Annotated in this window: 15 protein-coding genes; 14 read left to right on the top strand and 1 reads right to left on the bottom strand. The window is 30.6% G+C overall.

Annotated features, from left to right (window positions below):
• Nucleotides 1-27: 27 nt before the first annotated feature.
• The 14 genes from BX611_RS11940 to BX611_RS11875 all read left to right on the top strand — a co-directional run bounded on the left by BX611_RS11940 (nucleotide 28) and on the right by BX611_RS11875 (nucleotide 25983).
• Nucleotides 28-2838 (top strand): helix-turn-helix and ligand-binding sensor domain-containing protein, encoded by a 2811-nt coding sequence (locus BX611_RS11940; protein ID WP_115881525.1) that lies wholly within the window; start codon nucleotides 28-30, stop codon nucleotides 2836-2838.
• A 279-nt stretch (nucleotides 2839-3117) separates the two neighbouring features.
• Nucleotides 3118-6330 (top strand): SusC/RagA family TonB-linked outer membrane protein, encoded by a 3213-nt coding sequence (locus tag BX611_RS11935; protein ID WP_115881522.1) that lies wholly within the window; start codon nucleotides 3118-3120, stop codon nucleotides 6328-6330.
• Nucleotides 6331-6350: 20 nt separating this feature from the next.
• Nucleotides 6351-8057, top strand: a complete 1707-nt coding sequence (locus BX611_RS11930; RefSeq protein ID WP_115881955.1) for a RagB/SusD family nutrient uptake outer membrane protein — start codon at nucleotides 6351-6353, stop codon at nucleotides 8055-8057.
• Nucleotides 8051-8884, top strand: coding sequence for a hypothetical protein (locus BX611_RS11925; RefSeq protein WP_244923638.1), 834 nt, complete (start codon nucleotides 8051-8053; stop codon nucleotides 8882-8884). The genes BX611_RS11930 and BX611_RS11925 overlap by 7 nt, the downstream gene beginning before the upstream one ends.
• A 181-nt stretch (nucleotides 8885-9065) precedes the next feature.
• The gene (locus BX611_RS11920; RefSeq protein WP_115881520.1) at nucleotides 9066-10184 is read left to right on the top strand and encodes a glycoside hydrolase family 16 protein; all 1119 of its coding nucleotides are present in this window, start codon (nucleotides 9066-9068) and stop codon (nucleotides 10182-10184) included.
• 30 nt (nucleotides 10185-10214) lie between these two features.
• A complete protein-coding gene (locus BX611_RS11915; RefSeq protein ID WP_115881517.1) occupies nucleotides 10215-11057 on the top strand; it encodes an endonuclease/exonuclease/phosphatase family protein in 843 nt (280 codons plus the stop codon).
• A 19-nt stretch (nucleotides 11058-11076) separates the two neighbouring features.
• Entirely contained in the window at nucleotides 11077-12564 is a 1488-nt protein-coding gene (locus BX611_RS11910) for a glycoside hydrolase family 30 protein (protein ID WP_115881515.1), read from the top strand.
• Between the two features lie 41 nt (nucleotides 12565-12605).
• Nucleotides 12606-14120 (top strand): sugar porter family MFS transporter, encoded by a 1515-nt coding sequence (locus tag BX611_RS11905; protein ID WP_115881512.1) that lies wholly within the window; start codon nucleotides 12606-12608, stop codon nucleotides 14118-14120.
• 8 nt (nucleotides 14121-14128) lie between these two features.
• Nucleotides 14129-15439, top strand: coding sequence for a glycoside hydrolase family 2 TIM barrel-domain containing protein (locus BX611_RS11900; RefSeq protein WP_115881510.1), 1311 nt, complete (start codon nucleotides 14129-14131; stop codon nucleotides 15437-15439).
• A gap of 75 nt (nucleotides 15440-15514) precedes the next feature.
• Nucleotides 15515-18979 (top strand): hypothetical protein, encoded by a 3465-nt coding sequence (locus tag BX611_RS11895; RefSeq protein ID WP_115881506.1) that lies wholly within the window; start codon nucleotides 15515-15517, stop codon nucleotides 18977-18979.
• A 32-nt stretch (nucleotides 18980-19011) separates the two neighbouring features.
• Nucleotides 19012-20946 (top strand): glycosyl hydrolase, encoded by a 1935-nt coding sequence (locus BX611_RS11890; RefSeq protein ID WP_115881503.1) that lies wholly within the window; start codon nucleotides 19012-19014, stop codon nucleotides 20944-20946.
• 13 nt (nucleotides 20947-20959) lie between these two features.
• The gene (locus BX611_RS11885; RefSeq protein WP_115881500.1) at nucleotides 20960-22372 is read left to right on the top strand and encodes an ADP-ribosylglycohydrolase family protein; all 1413 of its coding nucleotides are present in this window, start codon (nucleotides 20960-20962) and stop codon (nucleotides 22370-22372) included.
• A 17-nt stretch (nucleotides 22373-22389) separates the two neighbouring features.
• On the top strand, nucleotides 22390-23652 hold the full coding sequence (locus BX611_RS11880) for a glycoside hydrolase family 5 protein (protein WP_115881496.1): 1263 nt from the start codon (nucleotides 22390-22392) through the stop codon (nucleotides 23650-23652).
• A 30-nt stretch (nucleotides 23653-23682) separates the two neighbouring features.
• Nucleotides 23683-25983 (top strand): glycoside hydrolase family 3 N-terminal domain-containing protein, encoded by a 2301-nt coding sequence (locus BX611_RS11875; RefSeq protein ID WP_115881493.1) that lies wholly within the window; start codon nucleotides 23683-23685, stop codon nucleotides 25981-25983.
• On the opposite strand, the gene BX611_RS11870 is transcribed toward BX611_RS11875, so the two are convergent.
• On the bottom strand, nucleotides 25980-26786 hold the full coding sequence (locus tag BX611_RS11870) for an HAD family hydrolase (protein WP_115881491.1): 807 nt from the start codon (nucleotides 26784-26786) through the stop codon (nucleotides 25980-25982). The two genes, BX611_RS11875 and BX611_RS11870, sit on opposite strands and share 4 nt — an antisense overlap.
• Nucleotides 26787-26905: the final 119 nt, after the last annotated feature.

Below are 26905 nucleotides of genomic sequence, written 5' to 3'. Positions count from 1 at the left end.
AATGCAGTATTTAAGTAAATATTTATTATGATAAGTATATTTAAGCAATCTTTTAATTTTCTGTTTTTTTTGACTCCTTTTTTCATATTTGGTCAAGAATTACCTCCTATTGAAAATTATTCTTCAAAAGTATATGGCGCAGAAAATCAGAATTGGTCTATTTCTCAATCTGACCAAAAATATATTTATGTTGCCAATAATAGCGGTTTGTTAGAGTTTAATGGAGCAAAATGGAGTTTATTTCCATCACCAAATAACACTATTTTGCGTTCAGTAACTGCAATTAATAATAAAATATATACAGGAGCTTACATGGAATTTGGGTTTTGGGAAAAAAATAATTTTGGAAACCTAGAATATACATCATTAAGTGAAAAGCTAAAAGAATCTTTAATTGAAGAGGATTTTTGGAATATTATCGAATTTGATAAATGGATATTATTTCAATCTTTATTTAGAATTTATATTTATAATAGTGATGATGGGACTTTTAAAATTATTACTTCAGAAACACAACTTCCAAAGGCTTTTAAAGTAGATGGGAGTATCTATTTTCAAAAAATGAATGAAGGAGTTTTTAGAATTGAAAATGGCGAACCAGTTTTACTTTCTGGAGATGAAATTTTTAAAAGCAACATATTAGTAAACCTATTTGAGGTGGATGACAAAATTTTATACCTAACTCAAACAAGTGGTATATATTTTATTGATGAAAAAGGAGTTTCCAAATGGAATATTAAAACCAACCCTATTATTTCAAAAATAAGTGTGTATAGTAGTTTGCAATTGGAAAATGGAAGCATTGTTCTAGGAACTATTTCAAATGGAATTTATCAATTAGATAAAAATGGAGACTTGTTAATGCATTTAAACCAAGAAAAAGGACTTAATAACAATACCGTTTTATCTATGTATGAAGATAGAGATAAAAATCTTTGGTTAGGATTAGATAATGGAATTAGTGTTATAAATATGAATTCTCCATTTAAAGTTTATAATGATTTTGGAGGTAAATTAGGTTCCGTATACAGGTCAATAATTTTTAATAATAATCTATATCTTGGAACTAATCAAGGGTTGTTTTATAAAAAAGTAGGATCTAATAATGATTTTGAATTTATTGATGATACAGATGGGCAAGTTTGGTGTTTTAAAATTCATGATAACAAATTGTTTTGCGGACATAATAAAGGGACTTTTATTGTAAACAATAACAATGCAACTCTTATAACTGATGTTATGGGAACTATGGAAATTAAATCAGTAGAAAGTAATAAAAATATCTTAATTCAGGGTTATTACAATGGTTTAAATGTAATTGAAAAAGTTAACGGTAAATGGAAATTAAGAAATAAAATAGTAGGTTTTGACCCAACAAGTAGATTTTTCGACTTTACTGATAATGGTAGTATTTTAGTATATCATGAATATAAAGGTGTCTTTAAACTAGAAGTAAATAACGATTTTACACAAGTTAAAAGTTATAAAATTTTAAAGAGCGCTCCTAAAGCGCTAAAATCTGCAATATCTAATTATAATGGAGAGCTTTTATATACATCAGATAGTGGAATTTTTAAATATAATAATAAAAATGAGTCATTTGAAAAAGATTTAATTTTATCTGAGAGGTTTTTAAAAGATGATGAATTTATTTCTGGAAGACTAGTTTTAGATGATAAAACAAATACCTTATGGGGTTTTACGGATAAAAGTATTATTTATTTTTCGCCTGGAAAGTTAAATAATACTTTACAAAGTACTAAAATATTTGTACCCGCTTCTTTAAGAGGAAATCTTACTGGTTTTGAAAGTATGATCCATTTAAATGATCAATTGTATTTGTTTGGTAATTCAAGAGGTTATTTTATATTAGATATGGATAAAATTAATGAAACTGATTTTGAAGTAACCATAAATTCTATAGAAAAAAGTACAATTAATGAAGAAAAAAAGTTTGTTCCTTTAAGTGAGAATAATAAATTCAGTTCAAAGGAAAATAATTTATATTTTACTTATAGTGTACCAGAATTTGATAAATTCAGTTTGGTGAATTACCAATACCAATTAAAAGGTTTTTACAACAATTGGAGTGATTGGTCTACGGATTCAGAGATCTCTTTTAAAAATTTACCATACGGTAGTTATACCTTTAATGTAAAGGCTCAAATTGGCAACAATTTATCAAGTAATACTGCATCTTATTCTTTTGTTATAGACAGACCTTGGTATCTTTCTAATCAATCAATTCTAATCTATTCAATTTTATTTATTGCTTGGCTCTTATTTGTACATAACTTATATAAAAGATACTATTCAAAACAAAAAAAGAAATTATTAGATAAAAAACAGCAGGAATTTTCAATGTCCCAATTAGAAAATGAAAAGGAAATTATGAAGTTGAAAAATGAAAAACTACAACATGAGATTGATAGTAAAACAAGAGAACTTTCTGCCTCTACCATGAATATTATTAAAAAGAATGAACTTTTAAATAGTATTAAAAATGAATTAACCTCAGTTGCTGATAACAATAGAAATAAACCTGTAATAAAAATTATTAATAAAAACCTATCAAATACAAGTGATTGGGAATTGTTTCAAGAGGCTTTTAATAATGCGGATAGTAATTTTTTAAAGAAAATAAAAACTATACATCCAAAATTAACTCCAAACGATTTGCGTTTATGCTCATATTTACGTTTAAATTTATCATCAAAAGAAATTGCTCCTTTGTTAAATATTTCAACACGTAGCGTTGAAATAAAAAGATATAGGCTTCGAAAAAAAATGGAGTTACATCACGAAAAAAGCTTAGTTGAGTATATCTTAGAAATATAGTTACTGCAACATTGTTAAAAAATACCACAACATCACCACAACATTTAACCAACTACAACCTTTTAGTTGATTTTTTTTTAACACTTTACGTCTAAAAATAAAACATTTGTTAGTATGCCTATTTAAAAGGGATTAAACTGTCTTTTTGTGTTATATTAACTATAAAATATATAGGATTGATATTATGTTTTATTCAGATGTATGTTTTTTGTATAGGTTCATTTTTAAAAACCTTTAAAGTATCAACATATCTTTACGTTAAACTTAATTCAAATTTATATGAAATCACTTTTATTATCAATTTTTCTCAGCTTTGCAAGTATGTATGCATACTCACAGGGCTTTGAAGTAAAAGGAACTGTAGTTGATGCTTCAGGATCTCCTTTACCAGGAGTTTCAATAGTTGTAAAAAACACAACAAATGGTAGCTCAACGGATTTTGACGGAAATTTTACAATGACTAATGTAGAAAACGGGCAAACACTTGTTTTTTCTTATATTGGATTTGTAAATAAAGAAATTGTAATCAATAATGAAACTACACTTAATGTGGTACTTTCAGAAGATTTACAAAGTTTAGAAGAAGTAGTTGTAGTAGGTTATGGTGTACAAAAAAAGACCTTAATTACAGGTGCAGGTGTTAATGTAAAAGGGGAAGATATTGCTGCCCTAAATACAGGAACTGCTATGCAAGCGCTACAAGGTACTACTGCCGGTGTTAGTATTACTAGAGATAGTGGTCAGCCAGGTGCTGGTACAAGAGTTACAATTCGTGGTCTAGGTACTATTGGTAACTCAAACCCATTATATATTGTTGATGGTGTAGCTGTTGGCAATATAGATTACTTAAGTTCATCAGATATTGAAACTATTGATGTTTTAAAAGATGCTGCTTCTGCTGCAATTTATGGTTCGCGTGCTGCGAATGGTGTTGTATTAGTTACAACTGTAAAAGGTAGAAAAGATAGTCCTGCTAAAATAAGTTTTGATAGCTATTATGGAGTACAAAATATTTACAAAAACTTAGATCCATTAAATGCACAAGAGTATATGTACATTATGGATGAAGGTCGTGTAAATGATGGTTTAGCACCTAATGATTGGGAAGCTAAGATTAAAAATAATTCTTGGTTAAGTGCCAATTATCCAGGTGTTGCTGATGAATATGGACAAGAAATTTGGGATAAATTACAAAATGGTTGGGAAGGAACTAACTGGATTGATGAAATGACAAATGATGATGCTCCTGTTCAAAATTATGCGTTAAATATAACAGGAGGTAGTGAAGATATAACTTACTCAATGGGTGTTTCTTATTTAGACCAAAAAGGTATGATTGGTGGAGATATTACTAATGCAGGTTATAAAAGATTAAATACGAGGTTAAACACTCAAATGGTATTAAAAAAGAATGATGAACATGCAATTATTACTGTTGGTGAAAACTTTACATATACTAATGAAGAAAATAGAAGCGTTGCAACAGGAAACATATATTGGAATGATTTACACAATGCTTTAGTTCAAAATCCTTTTATGCCAGCTTATTGGCAACAATCTATTGATGCTAATATTAATGAATTTGGATTTTCTCCAACTTTAGAAGGTATCAGTACAGGTCAAACAAATCCTTTAGCTGTAATGTATTATCGTCATAATTACAATGAAGGAAAAGGAAATAAAATAATAGGAAACGTATTTTTAGAAGTTGAGCCAATAAAAGATTTAAAATTTAGATCTTCTTACGGGATAGATTCTTGGTTTGGACATAACAGATCTATGAATCCTACTTATCATTTAGGTACACTTTATAGTGATGCAACTAACGGAGCTCAACAAAGCCAATATTTTGGAGCTAACTATACTTGGACAAATACCGTTTCTTACAAACGCCAATTTGGTGATCACCAAGTTGATGCTTTAATTGGTACTGAATTACTTCAAAATCAAATAAATACTGAGGTTGGTGGTTCGAGAAATAATTTATTGTTTCCTGGGCAATTTGATTATGCTTACGTAAATAACACAGAAAGTCCAGCTACTGTTAGTGATATAAATACTTGGGGAGCTGATTGGGCTGCCGGAGGTGGAGGTTTAATGTCATATATGGCAAGAGCTCAATACAATTACAAAGAAAAATATTTGATGTCTGCAACAGTTCGTGTTGATGGTTCTTCAAATTTTGCCAAAGGTAATCGATGGGGTACTTTTCCATCTTTCTCAGCAGGTTGGATATTAACTAAAGAAGACTTTATGGAAAGTACTTCAAATATTATAGATTTTGCTAAGGTTAGAGCAAGTTGGGGACAAAACGGTAATCAATCAATTGATAACTTTATTTACTCATCTCAAATAGCATATGTATTCCCTGGATATTTCTTTGGAGATACAAAACCTGTTTCAGGAACAACAGCATATCCTGCAAAAGTTACAAATCCAGATGTTACTTGGGAAACTTCGGAACAATTAAATATTGGTTTTGATGTTAATATGTTAGATTCTAGGTTAGGTGTAACATTTGATTGGTATAATAAAACAACGAAAGACTGGTTATTAGAAGCTCCTATTTTAGGTACATCTGGTGCTGGTGCTCCATATATTAATGGTGGTGATATAGAAAATAAAGGTATTGAGCTTGTTATAAATTGGAAAGATGAAATAGGCGATTTTAAATATGGAGCTACACTTACAGGAGCGCATAATAAAAACACAGTTACACGTATTGCAAATACTGATGGGTCAATTTTAGGACCTAGCCACGTGTTATCGCAAGGAACATCTTATATTTCAAGAGTACAAGTAGGGCAACCAATTGGATACTTTTACGGATTTAAAGCAGATGGAATTTTACAAAATCAAGACGAAGTTGATGCTTATGTAACACCAAGCGGAACTCCTTATTTTGTGGATCAACGTCCTGGTGATGTTCGTTTTGTGGATCAAAACCAAGATGGAGTAATTGATGAGGCTGATAAAGTTTACTTAGGTGATCCTAACCCAGATTTTGAAATGGGTATTCAATTAAATGTTGCCTATAAAGGATTTTATGCAAATACAACCTTAACTGGTAAATTTGGAATGCAGGTAATGCAATCTTATAGATCGTTTGCAGATAATTTCACACAAAATTATACTTCAGGTGTATTTGATCGTTGGCATGGTGAAGGAACATCTAATACAATGCCACGTTTAAGTTCAGTTTCAAATAGAAACACAAATTATATTTCTGATATTTTTATGCATAATGCGGATTATTTAAGAATTAATAATTTAACATTTGGATATGAATTTGGAAATATGTTGGCTGATTTTGCAGCAATTTCAAATGCAAAGCTATATGTAGCTGTAAGTAATTTACATACGTTTACTAAGTATGATGGTATGGATCCTGAAGTTCGCTTTGGACACGACGCAAGTTGGGCATCAGGTGTAGATCTTGGACTTTATCCACAAGCAAGAACTGTAATGTTTGGATTAAGTGTTGATTTTTAATTTAAAATAAAATGAAAATAATGAAAAAAGTAATATATTTTATAGCTCTCATAGGCTTAGTTATTGTAACCAGCTGTGAGAAAGAATTAGACACTACAAATCTCTACGGAAAGAGTTTGGAGAGTTATTATAAAACTCCTAAGGATATTGAGGAGGCAATGGCTGGTGTTTATAATGCAATTTATACACCAAACGTTCATAGTAATGAAGCTTTAGCGGCAAACTTAATGTCTGATATGATGTTAGGTGGAGGTGGTCCAGATGATAAATCTGCAAAATGGGTTGATAATTTTGAAGATCCAGCGGAAGATACTTACCGCGATATGTGGACACAATGTTACAACGGTATTTCTAGAACAAATGCAATTATTGAAAAAACTGCTGAAGCTGATTTTTCAACATTTTTTGATACTCCAGAATTAGCAGAACAATTTAAAAATCAAGCTATTGGTGAGGCATTATTTATGAGAGCATTTTACTACTTTAGATTGGCAAAATTCTTTGGTGGTGTGCCTTTAATTGTTGCAATTGATACTCCAAGAGATCTTCCTAGAGCTACATATTCTGAAACTTTTGCTCAAATTGCTTCTGATTTAAAACTTGCAATAGAAACAATGCCAGATACTCCTTTTACAAGTATGCCTACTGCTGACTACGGACATGCAAATAAATGGGTGGCTCAAGCTTATTTGGGACGTGTATTTTTATTTTATACTGGATATATGACTAATATGGAAGGGCAGTCTACAAGTGATTTACCATTGGTTGATGGAGGTTCTTTAAGTGCATCTGATGTAAAAGGATATTTAGATGATTGTATAAGTAGAAGTGGATACGCTTTAACACCAGACTTTAGAAATTTATGGCCATATTCATATGCAAACCAAAGTGCTGGAACAACAGTACTACCTTGGGCTGCAGATGAAGGTTTGTCTTGGGTAGGCCAAGATGGTACTTCTCCAACTTTTGGAACTGGAAATTACGAAACTATGTTTATGCAACGTTTCTCTTTTGGTGATTGGGGATGGTCAAATGGAAATATTTACACAAACAGGTTGTCCTTATTTTTTGGTATTCGAGATAATTCAATGGTTCCTTTCGGTCAAGGTTGGGGCTGGGGAACTATCAATCCAAAATTATGGAATACTTGGGAAGATGCAGATCCTAGAAAACAAGGTTCTATATTACCTATGGGAGTAGATGAACAAGGAACAGGTGGTTATGCAGCTGACAAAGGTGATCACGAAACAGGTTTCTTTAATAAAAAGTACATTGCAATTCAGCACCCTGATCCAGAAGGAGCTATTGTAGGTATGTTTGTCCAATTATACGGTTGGGGAAATACAGATATGCAATTAATGCATGCACAAGATTTTATTTTTATGCGTTTTGCAGATGTATTATTAATGCATTCTGAAATTTCAGGAACTGCAGACGGTATGAATGCGGTTCGTGCACGAGCTGGTTTACCTGCAGTTGGATACTCTTTAGATGCTTTAAAACAAGAACGTTTACACGAGTTATCTTTTGAAGGTTTACGTTGGTTTGACTTAGTTCGTTGGGGAGATGTAGATACAGCTTTCAATGCTACTATTAATGTAAGAAATTCAGGGGTAGATGCTACTTATAAAGCAAATTATAGACCAGAAACAAAAGGATTGGTGCCAATCCCAGAAACTGAAATGAGATTATCAAATGGTGTTTATGAACAAAACCCAGGATGGTAAAATTAATAACTTATAAAATTAGAGATATGAAATTTAATAAAATAATAAGTCTTATAATTGTATCATTTTTGCTGGTTTTTTCAGCTTGTGATTCAATTGTAGACGAGGAATATTTGGAAAACACTACAGATGTTGCTGGAGTTGAATTATCCGCTACACAGAGTACTCCAGGAGGAAATGAAATTACCCTTGATCTAGTAACACCTGGTATTAATGGTTATTGGGATTATAATTTAGGTAAAGCGCTAACAGATAAAGTAACATTTATTTACCCTATTCCTGGAACAGCTACATTTACTTTTACAGGTACTTTAGGTGCTGAATTCTTTTCAAAAACAATAGACGTTCAAATTGATCAATTAGATCATGCTTTAGATCAAGATTGGTATGATCTTGTTAGTGAAGATACAGCAGGAGGTAAAACTTGGGTTTTTGATGGTGGACCTGCACCTGATGGAAAAATGTGGTGGTTTATGTCTGCTCCTGGTGGTCCGGAGAATGCTTGGAGTTTATGGTGGAATGCTGCTGGGGACTGTTGTCCTCCTGTTGATGCAGCTGGTAAAATGAAATTTGATTTGAATGGTGCAGCAAATTTCACCTATTATTCAGGGCCTGATGCATCTGGTACTCTAGGTAGTTTTGTCTTAGATGTTGCAAATAAGAAACTGCAGGTTAATGGAACAAATATTTTAGGTGGAGCAACTGAGGGCGGTGATAATCCTAGTGGTTTATATGATATTATTTCTCTAACAGAGGATGAATTAGTATTGTATGCTCCAAATGCTGCTTGGGCTACTGGTTGGACTTATGTTTTCAGACCTGAATAAATTTAAATAACTAGGATGATTTAAATAAAAGTAGAAGTAAAATATAATTATCTTGAGTTTACCAAAACATTTGTTTTAATTTTAACAAAATGTCTTTTAAAATAAAAAGAGGGTAAATTATACCCTCTTTTTTGTTTTTTGTATGTTAAATTTTTAAGCTAATTTAATAACAGTTAATAAAATGTTAGACTATATTAAATACAATAATTTAAGTGTCATATTTGGCTTAATGTTAATACTTGTTTTTTCATGTGGAAGTGGAGGAGATGATGACCCTTCTATTCCTGTAATAGAAACAGAAGTTATTAAACCTTCAAATCTTTCCCTAGCCATAAGTATTGTTGGAGCAGACTCAAACAATCCCGATGGTGATGGTACTGGAGTAATTAATTGTTCGGCTTCAGCAACAGATGCTGTTACTTATGAATTTAGATTTGGTAATGGTGATGTTGTTTCAAATACAACAGGAATAGTTGAATATAAGTATACAAATAGGGGTACAAATATTTATACTGTTTCGGTATATGCCTATTCCAAAACAGAAGATTTTATAAATACTTTTCAGCAAATTAAAATTCTTGTACAACGTCCACCTTTTGATAATCTGATTTTTTCCGATGAATTTGATATCAATGGAAGTCCGGATGATTCAAAATGGGGTTATGATATTGGAACTGGAGATAACGGATGGGGAAATGGAGAAAAGGAATACTATACAAATAGAAGTGAAAATGTAATTGTTGAAGATGGTTTTTTGAAAATTACAGCAATTAAAGAAAATTATGAAGGCTCTCAATATACTTCAGCACGTATGTTAACCGAAGGGAAATTCGAATTTACATACGGAAAAGTTGAAGTAAGAGCAAAATTGCCATTTGGTGAAGGAACTTGGCCTGCAATTTGGATGTTAGGTACAAATATACGAACAGAAGGTTGGCCTGCTTGTGGTGAGATTGATATTATGGAGCATTGGGGTTATAACCAAGGCACAGTTCAAAGCGCAATGCATACTCCTTCCAGTTCTGGAAGCACGGTAAATCATGGAGCACAGTATTTGGATGATGTATCTACTAATTTTCATATATATACGGTTGAATGGGATGAAGAAGAAATTGTATTTGCGGTAGATGGTATTGTACATTATACATACAATCCAGCAGTAAAAAATAGTGAAACCTGGCCTTATACTGCGAATCAATTTTTAATATTAAATGTTGCTATGGGAGGAAGTTGGTTTGAAATTGATCCAAGTTTTACTCAATCGAGTATGGTAGTGGATTATGTTAGAGTTTATCAATAAAAAGAAAAAATAGTTAAGTAAACTTTTAAAATGAAAATAAGTAAAACGGTTATAGTAGTTATTTTTACACTTTTAAGTATATACTCATATGCCCAAACTTTAGATGTAATAACATACAATATTCGTTTAAATACAGCATCTGATGGAGAAAATGCCTGGCCACTTCGAAAAGATTATTTAACATCTCAAATACAATTTTATGAGCCTGATATTTTTGGTGTACAAGAAGCAACGCCTGTTCAGGTTGAAGAAATAACTTCAATACTTACTCAATATAATGTTGTTGGAATTGGTAGAGATGGTGAAGGATTAGGAGAATCGTCTAATATTTATTTTAAAAAAGATCGTTTTATTTTAAAAGAAACAAATACATTTTGGCTTTCTGAAACCCCAAATGAAATTTCAATGGGATGGGATGCTGCATGTAACAGAGTGTGTACCTATGCGCTTTTAAAAGATAAATTATCAAAAAAACAGTTATGGGTTTTTAATACCCATTTAGACCATATTGGTGAAGTAGCCAGAACAAAAGGGTTACAGCTAATACTTGAAAAAATTAAAAAAGTGAATATTAAAAATTTCCCAGTTTTATTAATGGGAGATTTTAATTCTGAACCAACTTCAGAAAGAATAATTGAACTAAATAAAGTAATGGATGATTCTAAAAATGTATCTGAACAAAAATCATTTGGTCCTTTGGGAACATTTAATGGTTTTAAACACAATGAACCTGTAACAAAGATGATTGATTACATTTTTATATCCAAAAACAGCAATTTTAGAGTACTTAAACACGCAATTTTAAGTGATTCAAAAGATTTAAAATACCCTTCAGATCATTTACCAGTGTATGTAAAATTGATTTATAAATAAGGAATAATAAATTATAGTAATGAGAAATTTATTTATTGCATTGACTTTGATAACAGCGTTATCTGCATGCGTTCAGAAAGATAATACAAAACTTACTTCTGTAGAAGAAATTAAAACTACAGAAATAAATGAGTATGGTAATACGCTACAAGTATTTACAAGTGCTCACAATTCTGAATTTAAATTAACACCAACTGGCACTATTGAGTTTTCAAACTTTAAACAACCATTAGAAACTGAAGCTTCAATTTTAGTAGATCCAAGTAAAAAATTTCAAACATTTGTGGGTATTGGAGCGTCATTAACCGATGCTGCAGCCGAAACATTTTATAAGTTAACAAAAGAAAATCAAGCTAAATTTTTAGAAGCTTATTACAGTATAGATAAAGGAATTGGGTATTCATTATCAAGAACAAACATTCATAGTTGCGATTTTGGAAGTGGAAGTTATACGTATATTAAAGAAGGTGATGCTGAATTAAATACGTTTAATATTGATCACGATAGAGAATTTAGACTGCCATTTATTAAATCTGCTATAGCTGCAGCAGGAGGTGAATTAAAAATGTATGTAAGTCCTTGGAGTCCGCCAGCATTTATGAAAACAAATAATAATATGTTAAATGGCGGAAAATTAAAGCCCGAATTTGCAGCATCTTGGGCAAAATATTATGCCAAATTTATTAAAGCTTATGAGAAGGAAGGAATTCCTATCTGGGGATTAACAATTCAAAATGAACCAATGGCAACTCAAGTTTGGGAATCATGTATTTATACTGCAGAAGAAGAACGCGATTTTCTAAAGAATCATTTAGGCCCAACCCTAGAAAAAGAAGGTTTAGGAGATAAAAAAATTATTGTTTGGGATCATAATAGAGATTTAATATTTCAAAGAGCAAGTACTATTTTAAACGATGAGGAAGCTTCAAAATATGTTTGGGGTGTAGGTTTTCATTGGTATGAAGATTGGAAAGATGGAATTCCAATGTTTGATAATGTTGCAAGAGTTCATGAAGCATATCCAGATAAAAACTTAATATTTACAGAAGGTTGTACCGAAAGTTATGATTTAAGTAGAATAGTAAATGAAGACCCAAAATTAGCGGAAAGGTACGGGAAATCTATGATAAACGATTTTAACAACGGTACTGTTGCTTGGACAGATTGGAACATTTTATTGGATGAAACCGGTGGCCCAAACCATGTGAAAAATTTATGTTTTGCACCTGTACATGGAGATTCTAAAACAGGTGAGTTAACATTTACCAATTCGTATTATTATATTGGACATTTCTCCAAATTTATTAGACCGGGAGCTAAAAGAGTAACAAGTGTCTCTAGCTCAAACAAATTATTAACCACTGCATTTGTAAATGAAGATGAAACCATGGTAATTGTAGCAATGAATCAGAGTAATGAAGCAATACCTTATACAGTTACAATAGGGTCTAAAACAGCAACGTTAGATATGCCTGCGCATGCAATTCAAACAATGCTTTTAAAATAATAAATAGTATTTTTAACAATTAACTAAAACTAACTAAAATTATGAACAAAAAGTACACAATAACCATAAGTTTAATTGTAGCAATGGGGGGCTTCTTATTGGGTTTCGATAGCGCAGTTATTTCAGGAGCCGTTAATGGAATAAGAAGTTATTTTGAAATGACTGATTGGGAGCTTGGCTTTTCAGTTGGTTGTGTAATTTTTGGTGCAATGGCAGGTAATATTACTGCAGGACCTTTAAGTGATAAATTTGGAAGAAAAAAAATACTGATTCTTACAGCTATGTTATTTACAGTTTCCGCTTTATGGTCAGCATTTGCAACAAATTATATTTCATTTGTTATTGCAAGAATAATTGGAGGTGTTGGTATTGGAGGCGCTATTTTAATTGCACCTATTTATATTGCAGAAATTGCACCACCAAAATTAAGAGGTAGTTTGGTTTCATTAAATCAATTAAACATTGTATTAGGGATTTCTGTAGCTTATTTTTCTAACTACTTTTTAAAAGATATTGAAGGAGAAAGTTGGAGATGGATGTTAGGAGTTGAAGCAATTCCTGCTATTATTTATTTTTTATCATTATTCTTAGTACCAAGAAGTCCACGTTGGTTAATTCAAAAATTAGGCAATGTTAATATAGCCGAAAAAACATTAATAAAAATTGGAGGTGAAGAATTTGCAGAAAAAACAATTGGCGAAATTCAAAGAGGTATAGATAAAAAAGAAGCAAAAGGAACTTATGCAGATTTTTTCAGTAAAAGAATGCGAATTATTGTAATTATTGCTTTTGGTTTAGCATTTTTTCAACAAATCACAGGTATTAACGCAATATTTTATTATGCACCAACTATTTTTGAGCAAGCAGGAGGAAGTACAGATGCTTCATTTTTACAAGCAATAGTTGTTGGTTTAACAAACTTAATTTTCACTTTTGTAGCAATTTATTTAATAGATAAATTAGGAAGAAAACCATTATTAATTATTGGTACATCTGCAATGGCAGTAGCTTTATCAATGGCAACACTAGCTTTTAATAACGCTACGTATAATTTTAATGAAAAAACTATAGAAAAAATAAGTAATCCAGAAATTAAGACAGCATTAGCTGAGTTAAATGGAGTTTCACTTTCTTCTCAAAATGAATTATTTGAGAGCGTTCAACCTTTATTAAATGAGTCACAATTTATAGAATTTAAACAAAATGAAATTAAAAATTTTATTAGTATAAATGCAACATTAGTGCTAATTGCAATATTATTATATGTTGCAGCTTTTGCAATTTCATTAGGTCCTGTAATGTGGACAATGTTATCTGAAATTTTCCCTGGAAATGTAAAGGGAATTGCTATTTCAGTAGTTGGTTTCTTTAATTCATTAGTGAGTTATACGGTAACTCAGTTTTTCCCTTGGGAACTTACAAATTTAGGACCAACGGTTACTTTTGCAATTTATGCAGGTATGGCAATTTTATCATTACTATTCGTATTAAAATATGTAATTGAAACAAAAGGAAAAACTTTAGAAGAAGTAGAAGAATTATTAATTAGACAATAATAAATAAAATGAAAAAAATAATATTAATTATTTTATGTGTTTCCCTGATTTCTAGTTGTAAAACGGATCAATCAAAAAAGGAAACAGAAAGTTTAATCAAACCTGCAAAAGTAACTTTAACCAATACAAATGGTAAATATGAGTTATTAGTAAATAATAAACCTTTTTATATAAAAGGTGCAGGATTGGAGTTTGGCAACATTGCAGCTTTGGCAAAACACAATGGAAATTCCTTTAGAACTTGGAGAACTGCTAATGGTGTAAGAAGTGGTAAAGAAGTGTTAGATGAAGCTCTAGAAAATGGTTTAATGGTAACTATGGGTATTGAAGTTGCCAGAGAACGTCATGGATTTGATTATAATGATGAAGTTGCTGTTAAAAAACAATATGATAGTATTAAAAAAGAGGTTTTAGAACTTAAAGATCATCCAGCACTTTTAATTTGGGCAATTGGAAACGAATTAAATTTAAGAGCCACAAATCCAAAAGTTTGGAATGCTGTAAATGATATTTCTAAAATGATTCATCAAGTGGATCCAAACCATTTAACAACAACTACCATAGCAGGAATTTCACAACATGAAATCTCTTTAATTAAAGAAAGATGTCCAGATATTGATATTTTATCTGTTCAAATGTATGGAGATTTACCAGACTTGCCGAAATTGATTAAAGAATTTGGTTGGGAAAAATCTTATATGGTAACAGAATGGGGAGCGACTGGACACTGGGAAGTTCCTAAAACTGAATGGGGAGCTCCAATTGAGGAAAATAGTACCTTAAAAGCAGCTAATTATTTAAAAAGATACAAGGGGGGAATTGAAGCAGATTCTTTACAATGCCTTGGATCTTATGTTTTTCTTTGGGGAAATAAGCAAGAAAGAACTCCAACTTGGTATGGAATATTTTTTGAAGATGGGAAAGAATCTGAATCGGTTGATGTTATGCATAAAATTTGGAATAACAAATGGCCAGAAAATAGAACTCCACAAATAGAATCATTTTTATTAAATAATAAAACAGCATATGAAAACATTAATTTAGACGGTGAAAAAACATATGAAGCCTTTGTGAAAATAAATGATTTTGAAAATGATCCTTTAAATTATAGATGGGAAATTTTACCTGAAAGTACCGATTTGGGTGATGGTGGAGATTATGAAGAACGACCAAAACCAATTAAAGTTGATTTTGAAAAAATAGAAGAAGGAAAAGTAACATTTAAAACTCCAAAAAGTGGTGTTTACCGTTTGTTTGTATATGTAAACGACGGACTTGAACACGCTGCAACTGCAAATATTCCTTTTAAAGTTAATTGAGTTTTTAATTAAGTTGAATTGTAAAAACCTCTTTAAATGCACCTTTTTAGAGGTTTTTATTTTAAAATGTCGATTATGAGTGATAAATCTATATACATAGGAGAAAGTAAAATTTTAAGTGAAAAAATAAATGTAAAAGGGGCAACCATCCATATTGACGGAGAAATTTTTTATAAGATTTCAAACAGCAATGCAATGAGACCTTTTTTCATGAGTATTGTAAGCGATTCAAATCATTGGATGTTTATTTCAAGTAATGGAGGTTTAACAGCTGGAAGAAAGGACTCTGATAACGCTTTGTTTCCATATTATACAGATGATAAAATAGCTGAATCTGCAAATATTACAGGTAGCAAAACTATTTTTCAAATTCATAAAAAAAATAAAATAATTCTTTGGGAACCTTTTTCAGATAATTATGAAGGATTGTATTCAATTCAAAGGAATTTATATAAAAATAGGTTCGGGAATAAAATAATTTTTGAAGAAGAAAATAAAGACCTTGGGCTAATTTTCAGATATGAATGGAATTCTAGCAATCTTTTTGGTTTTATAAAGAAAGCTACACTTATTAATACATCTTTTAAAAAGTTAAATATAAGTGTGTTAGATGGAATTCAGAACATTGTGCCTTATGGTGTAAAAGAGGCCATGCAGAATGGGAAAAGTAATTTGGTGGATGCATATAAAAAAAATGAACTTGAGGCAAATACGGGTTTAGGAATATATGCCCTAAGTGCTATTATTGTTGATAAAGCAGAGCCAAGTGAAGCTCTAAAAGCAACTATTGCATGGTCTTTAGGTTTAGAAAAGCCAACCTATTTAATATCCTCTTTGCAATTAAATAATTATAAACTGGGTAAAAAAATTAAGCAAGAAATAGATATAAGAGCCGAAAAAGGAGCTTATTTTGTTGCTTCAGAATTTCAGTTGCATTCTAAATCTAAACAAAACTGGATATTGGCTGCAAACGTAAACCAAGGTCCATCAGCTATTGTTGATATTTCAGAAAGGTTAAAAAATCCTAAAAATCTTTGGGTTGATGTAAAAAATGATATTGATTTAGGAACCCAAAATTTAATAGAACTAACTGGAAACGCGGATGGTTTACAAGTAACAGAAGATAATTTAAGAGACACAAGGCATTTTGCCAATGTGTTATTTAATAGTATGCGTGGAGGTATTTTTGATGAAAACTACAAAATTGAATCAAAGGATTTCAAAAAGTATATTTTAAACGCAAACAAGCAGGTTTTTAAAGATCAAGAATTAATTTTAGATGAATTACCTACAACTTTTTCACTTAAATTTTTAGAAGAAAAAGCGCAGCAAAACAGTGATTCAGATTTTAAACGACTTTGTGCAGAATACTTGCCATTAAAATTTAGTAGAAGACACGGAGATCCAAGTAGACCTTGGAATAAGTTTTCTATAAATACCAGAAGTGAAATTGATGGTTCAAAAATTTTGGATTATGAAGGAAATTGGAGAGATATTTTTCAAAATTGGGAAGCCCTAGCACATGCCTATCCTGCTTTTATTGAGAATATGATTTTCAAATTTTTAAATGCTACAACATTTGAAGGTTACAATCCGTACCGTGTAACAAAAGGTGGTTTTGATTGGGAAATTGTGGAGCCAGACGATCCATGGTCGTTTATTGGATATTGGGGAGATCATCAAATTATTTACTTGTTAAAGTTCTTGGAATTTGCTGAAAAACATTACCCAAAAAAAATATCCCAATACTTTAATCAAGATATTTTTGTGTATGCAAATGTGCCTTATAAAATAAAAAGTTATCAGGAAATTTTAAAAAACCCAAAAGATACCATTGATTTTGATTTTGATTTAGACAAAAAGATTAGAGAACGGAAATTACAGTTAGGTGCGGATGGAGCATTGCTTTTAGATCAAAAAAACAATATTTATAAAGTAAACTTTATAGAAAAATTGTTGGCGACAGTTTTGGTAAAGGTTTCAAATTTTATACCTGAAGCCGGAATTTGGCTAAATACACAAAGACCAGAATGGAATGATGCTAACAACGCACTTGTTGGTAATGGAGTTTCTATGGTTACTTTATATCATTTAAGACGGTTTTTAAAATTCTTTAATGAAATTGTTTCAAACTCTAAAACAAATGAGATTGAAATCTCTCAGGAATTAGCAATTTTTTTAAGTGAATTAGCAACTGTTTTTGAAAAAAATATTGCACTTGTTAAAGGCAAGATTTCTGATGCTGACAGAAAAATAATGGTGGATAAGCTTGGAGTAGCTGCTGGGAATTATAGAACTACAATTTATCAAAAAGCATTTTCGGGTATAAAGAAAACAATTGAAAAAAGTGAATTACAAAGTTTTATTTTAAATACAATTACCTTTTTAGAACATTCAATTAATGCAAATAAAAGAGAAGATAATTTATATCACAGTTACAATTTAATTTCATTAAATAATAAAGAAATTACAATTTCATATTTGCCAGAAATGCTTGAAGGTCAGGTGGCTGTTTTAAGTTCGGGTTATATTTCTTCAAAAAATAGCCTCCAACTTTTAGATGGTTTAAAAGCTAGTGCTTTATTCAGAAAAGATCAATACAGTTATTTGTTATATCCAAATAAAGAACTTTCAAGATTTGTAGCTAAAAATAATATTGCAGCAGAAAAAGTTGAAAATTCTAAATTAGTACAGCAACTTTTAAAAGATAATAATTCACAAATTATAGAGAAAGACTGTTTAGGAAATTATCATTTTAATGGGAATTTTAACAATGCTAATAGTTTAAAAGCTGCATTGTCTGCATTACCAAAAACCTACCAAAAACTGGTAGAAAAAGATAAAGAACAACTTCTAATTACTTTTGAATCTATTTTTAATCATAAATCGTTTACTGGACGGTCAGGAACATTTTTCGGGTACGAAGGTTTAGGTTCTATTTACTGGCATATGGTTTCAAAACTAGCATTAGCTGTACAAGAAATCTGTATTAACGCCATTAATACTAAAGAAAATCCTGAAATAATTGAACAGTTAATAGCGCATTACTATCAAATAAACGATGGAATTGGTGTACATAAATCTCCTGAATTATATGGTGCATTTCCAACGGATCCATATTCACATACTCCGGCAGGTAAAGGGGCACAGCAGCCAGGAATGACTGGTCAAGTGAAGGAAGATATTTTAAGTCGATTTGGAGAGTTAGGCGTTGATGTAAAAGAAGGAAAAATTCAATTTAAAGCTGGCCTTTTAAAAAAGGATGAGTTTTTAAGTACCTCTAGTATATTTAAATATACAGATGTTCATCAGCAAAAACAAGAAATTGTATTGCCAAAAAAATCATTGTGTTTCACATATTGTCAAGTACCAATTACTTATAATTTATCTGATAAAAATGAAATTAATGTTGAATTAAATGACAATGTTAATATAAATATTAAGAGTCTTGAATTAAACGAAAAAATGAGTCAAGATATTTTTAATAGAAATGGTACTATCAAACAAATTCACGTTTTTTTGAATAAAAAGAGCATTTGAAATTAAAAATAAAAAGGATTACAAAAAATAAGATGACACACTTAAAAAATATAGTTGTTACAGTAGTGTTGTTAATTTTATTTAACCAAGGTTTTGCTCAAAATAAAAGTTATAAAAGGGGTGTTTCTTATGGGTATCACTCTATAAATGATATGCAAAAGGCATCTGAAAATATTTCGTGGTGGTATAATTGGGGAGTGGAACCAGATGCTGCAATACGAGATACATATCAAAATTATAATGTAGATTTTGCACCAATGGCGTGGAACCAACTAGGAATTGAACCAGCTAAAAATTGGGTAAGCCAAGACACTAATGTAAAATATATTTTAGGATTTAATGAACCTAATTTTATAGAGCAAGCAAATATGACGCCATCTGAATCAGCATTGGCTTGGGCTGAACTTCAGGCTGTTGCAGAGGAATTTAATTTGAAAACTGTTGGGCCAGCAGTAAATTACTGTGGAGTTTGTGTTGAAGAAAATGGTACAGCTTACAATGATCCTTTTGTGTATTTAGATGATTTTTTTGAAGCTTGTACAGGTTGTGAGGTAGATTATATTGCGTTACATTGGTATGGAGGAGGTAATTCTATTGTAGGTTATGTTAATGAAGCAAGAAAATATGGAAAACCAATTTGGGTTACAGAATTTGCATCAGGAGATACTTCAAACCCTGTAGAAAATGTTGAAGAACAAATAAATTATTTGGCGGGTACTGTAAATTTCTTAGAGCGTGATCCAGATGTGTATCGATATGCTTGGTTTATTGGTCGAACAAATTCAGGGGCAGATGCATATCCATATATAGATTTATATGGAGCAGATGGCGAGTTAACTGACCTTGGAAAAATGTATATGGATATTCCTGTTTATGATCCAGATTATAAGTTTCAAATTCCTGGTAGAATTGAGGCTGAAGAGTATTATTTAATGTCAGGATTATTTGCAGAAATTACAAAAGATACCAATGGGTTTTTAAATTTAGGATGGACAGATAATAATGATTGGGCAACATATAAAATAAATGTTTCAGAAACTGGAGTTTATAATTTACGTACACGAGTTTCAGGTTCAAATACAGGAATTATTGATTTTTTAATTGATGGTATTTCAGCGGTAATTGTGAATACACCAAATACTGGAGGTTGGCAAAATTGGCAAACAATAACTTCTCAAATTGAACTGACTGCCGGAGAACATTTGTTGAAAATGGATATTAAAGATGCTGGATTTAATATCAATTGGATTGATATTTCTAAAGTCGGTGCTATTCAATTTGATAATTTTAATATTGAAGTTGTAGGAGAAACCTGTCCAGATAAAAATAATGGTAAAGTTATTATAAACACCAATGAAACTCACAATTATAATGTAAGTATTAATGGTTTAAATTATTCATTTACTTCAAATAAAACAATTGAAGATATAGCCCCGGGAACTTATAATATGTGTATTACAATCACTGGAGAGTCCTTTGAGCAATGTTATACGATTCAAATTCCTGAATCTAATTTTGTAGCTGGAAAAACAACATTAACTTCAAAAAATGTTAGTATTGAAATAACTGAAGGAACAGGTCCGTTTAACGTTTTTGTAAACGGAGAAAATATATTAAAAACCTCATCATCTATAATTAATATTAATGTAAAAAATGGAGATTTAATTCAGGTAAAAACAGCAAAAGAATGTGAGGGAGTTTTTTCTAAAACTATTAATTTATTTAGTGATATAACTGCGTATCCAAACCCTACAACTGGAAATTTCGAAATTTCATTCCCAATAAAACAAGAACAAGTAAATGTTGCTTTGTATACGCTCCAATCTCAACTTATTTCAACAAAAACATATCAAGTGATTAACGGAAAAGTCCAAATTTCTTTAGAAGGAAAGCCATCTGGAATTTATATTGTAAAAATTGGTTTAGAAAACCCTAAAATTTTTAAAATTATTAAGCATAAGAATTAAACTAAGCAAAAGGATGAAGCATAATTTATTGATTTTATTACTTTTTGGGTTAAGTTTAAATTTACATTCCCAAATAATTGAGAATGAAACAAAAGAAAGTATTAATTATTTAAATGATTCAATAAGTCAAATTAATTCCAATTTTAAAAATAAAAAGTACATTCCAAAATCTACGGATAAAATAATTTCACGTACGGAATATTTAAATAAATTATATGGTTTCTGGCTTGGGGAATGCATAGCTAATTGGACTGGGTTAATAACTGAAATGGATAAAATTGGCAATATCGGTGAAATTAAAACTGGGAATTTTTATACTAGACAAGATTGGGGAAATCCTGATTTGCCAAGTATATGGGGTGAAGGTTTACCAAGTAATTTATCACCAACAATAGATTTTATTTTTGCTGAGGTTGATAGTATTTGGGGCTCGGATGATGATACAGATATTGAATTTATTTACCAACACTTATTACATAAGAATAAAACAAGTATGTTAACCGGTGAACAAATTAGAGAAGGTTGGTTGAAGCATATAAAATTGGAAGAAGAGAATTATTTATGGGTTTCAAATCAAAAAGCTTTTGATTTAATGAATGAAGGAATGTTACCTCCAAATACAAGTCTTCCAAAAAACAATGAACATTTTGAAATGATTGATGCACAGCTAACTACTGAAATATTTGGTTTTTTTGCACCTTCCAGACCTGATGTGGCTTTAAAAATGGCAAAACTTCCAATTCAAACAACAGCACGTGAAAATGCCGAATGGATTTCAGAATTTTATGTAATAATGTATTCCTTAGCATCTTATGTTAATGAAAATCTATCAATAAAAGAAAGAATTTTATGGATGGCTGACGAAGCAAGTAAAAGATTGCCAAAAAATTCTTACGCTTCTAAAATGTACGATTTTGTAAAAAATAATTATGATTTAAATATACCATGGGAGCAAACAAGAGACGCTCTGTATAAACGTTATCAGGTTGAACAACAGGATGGGTATGAAATAACTTCACAAAATATTTATTGCAATGGATGTTTTGCAGCAGGAATTAATTTCGGATCAAGTATTATAAGTTTATTATATGGTGAAGGAGATTTAAAATCCACAATTAAAATTGGCACTTTAGCGGGTTGGGATTCAGACAACCCAACTGCAACTTGGGGTGGACTTTTAGGTTTTATGATAGGAAAAGAAGGAATTGAAGCGACTTTTGAAACAAAATTCTCGAATAAGTTTAACATTCATAGAACTAGAATTAATTTTCCTAACAATGGCATTTATACATTTAATGAGATGGCAAAAATAGGTATTGAAATTATTGATAGGGTTGTACAAGAAGAAATGGGTGGTGGAGTAGATTTTCAAAAAAATGTATGGTACATACCAACTATTAAATTAAATATATACGAAGGTAAATAAAAAAATACAAGTAAATTATGAAGAAATATTTAAACATTTTAGCAGCTATTATAATAATTTCAGTAGGAGTTTCGTGTAAAGATGTAGTTATTAAAAAATCTGAAAAAACAGTAACAAATACGTTGAGTTTTATAAAAACCAACGGTACACAATTAGTTGATGATAAAGGAAATGCTATTATTTTAAAAGGTACAAATTTAGGAAACTGGTTAGTGCCTGAAGGTTATATGTTTAAAATGGAGCAGGTAAATGCCCCTCGTAAAATAGATGAATTATTATATGAATTAGTTGGTCCAGATAGTTTACAGGTTTTTTGGAAAGGCTTTTTAAATAATTATATAACTCACGATGATATTAAATACTTAAAAAGTATAGGAGTTAACCATATTCGTTTGCCTTTTCATTATAAACTATTTACCGATGATTTATATATGGGGGAACGGAACTCTGGATTTAAATATTTTGATAGATTAATTGATTGGTGTAGAGAAGAACAACTGTATGTTTTGTTAGATATGCATTGTGCACCAGGCGGACAAACAGGAGACAATATTGATGATAGTTATGGATATCCATATTTATTTAAAAGTAAATCGTCACAAGATTTAATGACAAAAATTTGGGTTGATATTGCAAAAAAATACAAAGATGAGCCAGTAATTATAGGGTATGATATTGTAAACGAGCCAATTGCACATTATTTTAATGACGAATTAGACGATTTAAACCATAAATTATTTTTGCTGTATAACCGAATTATTAAAGAAATTAGAGTGGTAGATACAACGCATACCATATTTTTAAATGGATCGAATTGGAGTGGAAATTTTGATGTTTTTGAAGAGTTGGTCGATGATAATGTAGTTTATGAATTTCATAAATATTGGTTTGATGTAAATCAGGAAGCAATTCAAAAATATTTAGATTTTAGAGACAAGCACCAAGTTCCAATTTATATTGGGGAAACAGGTGAAAATACAGATGAATGGGTAAATGATTTTAGAGTTTTATTAGATGAGAATGATGTAAACTGGTGTTTTTGGCCGTATAAAAAAATGAATAATTTACGGGGGATTATGAATTTTAACGAGCCAGAAGATTACCATTTAATTTCTGAATATGCAAAAAGTGATCGTTCATCTTATGCGAAGGTTAGAGAAAATAGACCTGATATTGTAAAAGTTCAAAAAGCACTAAATAAATATGTAGAAAATAGCTTATATAAAAATTCTTATGTAAATAAAGGCTATACAAAAGGCTTAAATTTTAAGGTAGATTAAAAAATAATACTACAAATAAAGTATTCTAAAATGAAAAAAATAGTACAATTAATAGTTATAGGCTTAATACTTTTATCGTGTTCAAAGAATGAACAAATAAAAACTACGGCTATAAAAAGTAGTGAAGCAAAAAACGCTGAAATTGAAGTTAAAATAACAAAACTTTTAGCTGAAATGACCTTGAAAGAAAAAGCGGGGCAAATGCTAAATATAGGATTGCCATCTATTTTAACTGGAGGGTATTGGGACGCAAGAGATAGCGCTGTTTTTCATAAGGAAAAATTCAAAAAATTTATTATTGATTATGCAGTAGGCTCTATTCATAATACACCTGGATTCACGCCAGAAAAGGAAGTGTGGTATAAAATAGTTAAAGAAATTCAGGATTCAGCAATGCAAAAAACACGTTTTGGAATTCCTGTATTGTATGGAATTGATAATATTCATGGAGCAAATTACGTAAACGGTTCTGTAATGTTTCCGCATCAAATTGCGGTAGCTGCAACTTGGAATACGGAGCTTTCCAGAATTGGTGGTGAAATAACTTCATATGAATCAAGAGCAGCTTCACTTCCTTGGAATTTTAATCCTAATGCAGATGTAGCTACAAATCCGCTTTGGGGCAGAATTGGAGAAAGCTTTGGTGAGGATTCGTATTTAATTTCAGAAATGACGAACGCTTATATTAAAGGTTCTCAGGAAAAAGGATTAGAAAATTCTACAAGTACTGCGGTTTGTGTAAAGCATTTTGTGGGTTATGGAGCAGGAAAAAATGGAAAAGACAGGGCAAATGCAATAATTCCAGAAAATAATTTACGCCAGTATTTTTTACCTCCATTTGAAAAAGCAATTCAAAATGGAGCCATGGGAGTTATGATTAGCTCAAATGCGGTTAATGGAATTCCTTGCCATTTAAACACCTATTATATTACTGATATTTTAAAAGGTGAAATGGGTTTTAAAGGAGTCGTAATTTCAGATTTTAGCGATGTAGAATTTTTAGTTGCAGCGCATCAATCTGCTAAAGATATGCGTGAAGCTACTAAATTGGCAGTTAATGCCGGAATCGATTTATTAATGAATCCATATGATGCTGATGTAGTTGATATTATTATAGAATTAGTTGAAAAAGGAGAGATTTCAAAAGAAAGAATAGACGATGCGGTCAGTAGGGTTTTAAGATTAAAATTTCAATTAAATCTTTTTGATACTCCGTATAATAATCCAAGTGAATATCCAGATTTTGGAAGTGAAAAGCATATAGCAGCCAATTATAAAACGGTAAGTGAAGCTATTACTTTATTAAAGAATAAAAATACTATTTTACCATTGCCAACAAATAAAAAAATACTTGTAACAGGTTATTCAGCAAATTCGATAAATGTTTTAAATGGAGCTTGGTCTCGATCTTTTTTAGGTAGAGAAACAACCTATAACGATCCAACAAAACTTACAGTTTTAGAAGCTATAAAAAAACAAGTTGGAACTGAAAATGTTGAATTTGTGGAAGGTACAGATTATTTAGATGATATTAATTCGGATTTGGCAGTTTTAAAAGCTAAAAATGCGGATTATATTGTTGTATGTGTTGGAGAAATTCCAGCTTCAGAAAAACCTTCTGATATAAATGAATTAGAATTGCCGAAAGTACAACAAGAATTAGTTAAAAGATTAGCTAAAACAGGAAAGCCAATTATTTTAGTTATGGTACAAGGTCGTCCTCGTATAATTAGAGAAATAGAACCTTTGGTTGACGGAATTATTATGGCTTATTTACCAGGGCAAGAAGGTGGTAGGGCAGTTTCAGATGTTATTTTTGGGACTATAAATCCGAGTGGAAAATTACCATATACATACCCTAAATATTCTGGAAATGTATTACCATATTACTATAAAAAGGCGGATATACGAGATATAAATTGGGGTTATAATGGTTTTTATCCACAGTTTGAATTTGGTTTCGGACTGTCTTATACTTCATTTGAATACTCAAATTTAAAAATTAATAAAGATACCTTATCAGGTTCTGATAATTTTAAAGTTGCTGTTGATGTTAAAAATTCAGGAAAAAGAGAAGGTAAAGAAATTGTAGAGGTTTTTATAAAAGATTTGGTTGCAACGGTTTCACCAGATGCTAAAAAATTAGTTCGTTTTAATAAAATTAGTTTAAAGGTTGGTGAAGAGAAAACAATTGAATTTAACCTCACTACAAAGGATTTGGCAAGTATTGGGATTAAAAATAAATGGATTATTGAAGCCGGTGAGTTTGAAATTTATGTTGGTGGAAATCCGCAGGAATTATTAAACTCTAAAGTTTATTATAAAAATTAAACCCTAGAGTTTACAAGTTGTTCAAGTATAAATTCAACACCTTGATTATTATTGCTTTTTGTTAGAAACTTGGCTGTTTTTTTTACGTTTGGATGTGCATTTTCCATAGCGTAACTAAAATCGGCTAGTTTTAGCATTTGTAAATCGTTATTATAATCGCCAAAAACCATAGTTTCTTCCTTCGAGATTCCTAATGAGTTTTGCAACATTTTTAGAGCAGTTCCTTTGTTCGCTTTTTCATGTGAAATATCAAGCCAATGCTCACCTGAAACAATAACTTGCATTTCGTTTTCTAAATGTTTTACAGCCGGAAAAACATGAGTTTCAGAACATTCAAAATGGTACGCTGCAATTTTTAAAAAAGTATCATTAGTTACTTTGGTTAAGTCTTCAACAATTTTATAGTTGGTATAATATTCACTAAACATTGAAATAAAACGCGCATCTTTACTTTCAATATAAGCGGTGTTTTTGCCACATAACACAATATTGGTATGATCTAATTTACGAAGTATTTCAATTGATTTAACGCAGTTTTTAAATGATAAATCATTCAGGAGAAGTACTTTTTCAGCTTGCTGAGTAATACCTCCATTTTCAGCAATTATTGTAATTTCATTTTTTATTGAATCTAATTTATCAACAATACTTTGATATTGGCGGCCACTGGCAGCAACAAAATGAATACCTCTTTTTTTTAATACTTCATATAAATTAAAAAAAAGATTACTTACTTCACTTTTAGAGTTTAGCAAAGTACCATCCATATCGGTAACAACTAGTTTAACTTTTGAAAAATCCATAGTTTATTTTTGAAGCACAAAAATAGTATTCTAAATTATATTTGAGGTAAATTTATTAAAAGTATGTTTTTTTCTGACTTATTGTCATTTGTAATCTTTTGGCTTGATTTTCGACTATA

It is taken from the genome of Lutibacter oceani (genome assembly GCF_003384935.1).
Lineage (GTDB): Bacteria > Bacteroidota > Bacteroidia > Flavobacteriales > Flavobacteriaceae > Lutibacter > Lutibacter oceani.
This window is presented reverse-complemented; position numbering and strand designations above follow the sequence as displayed.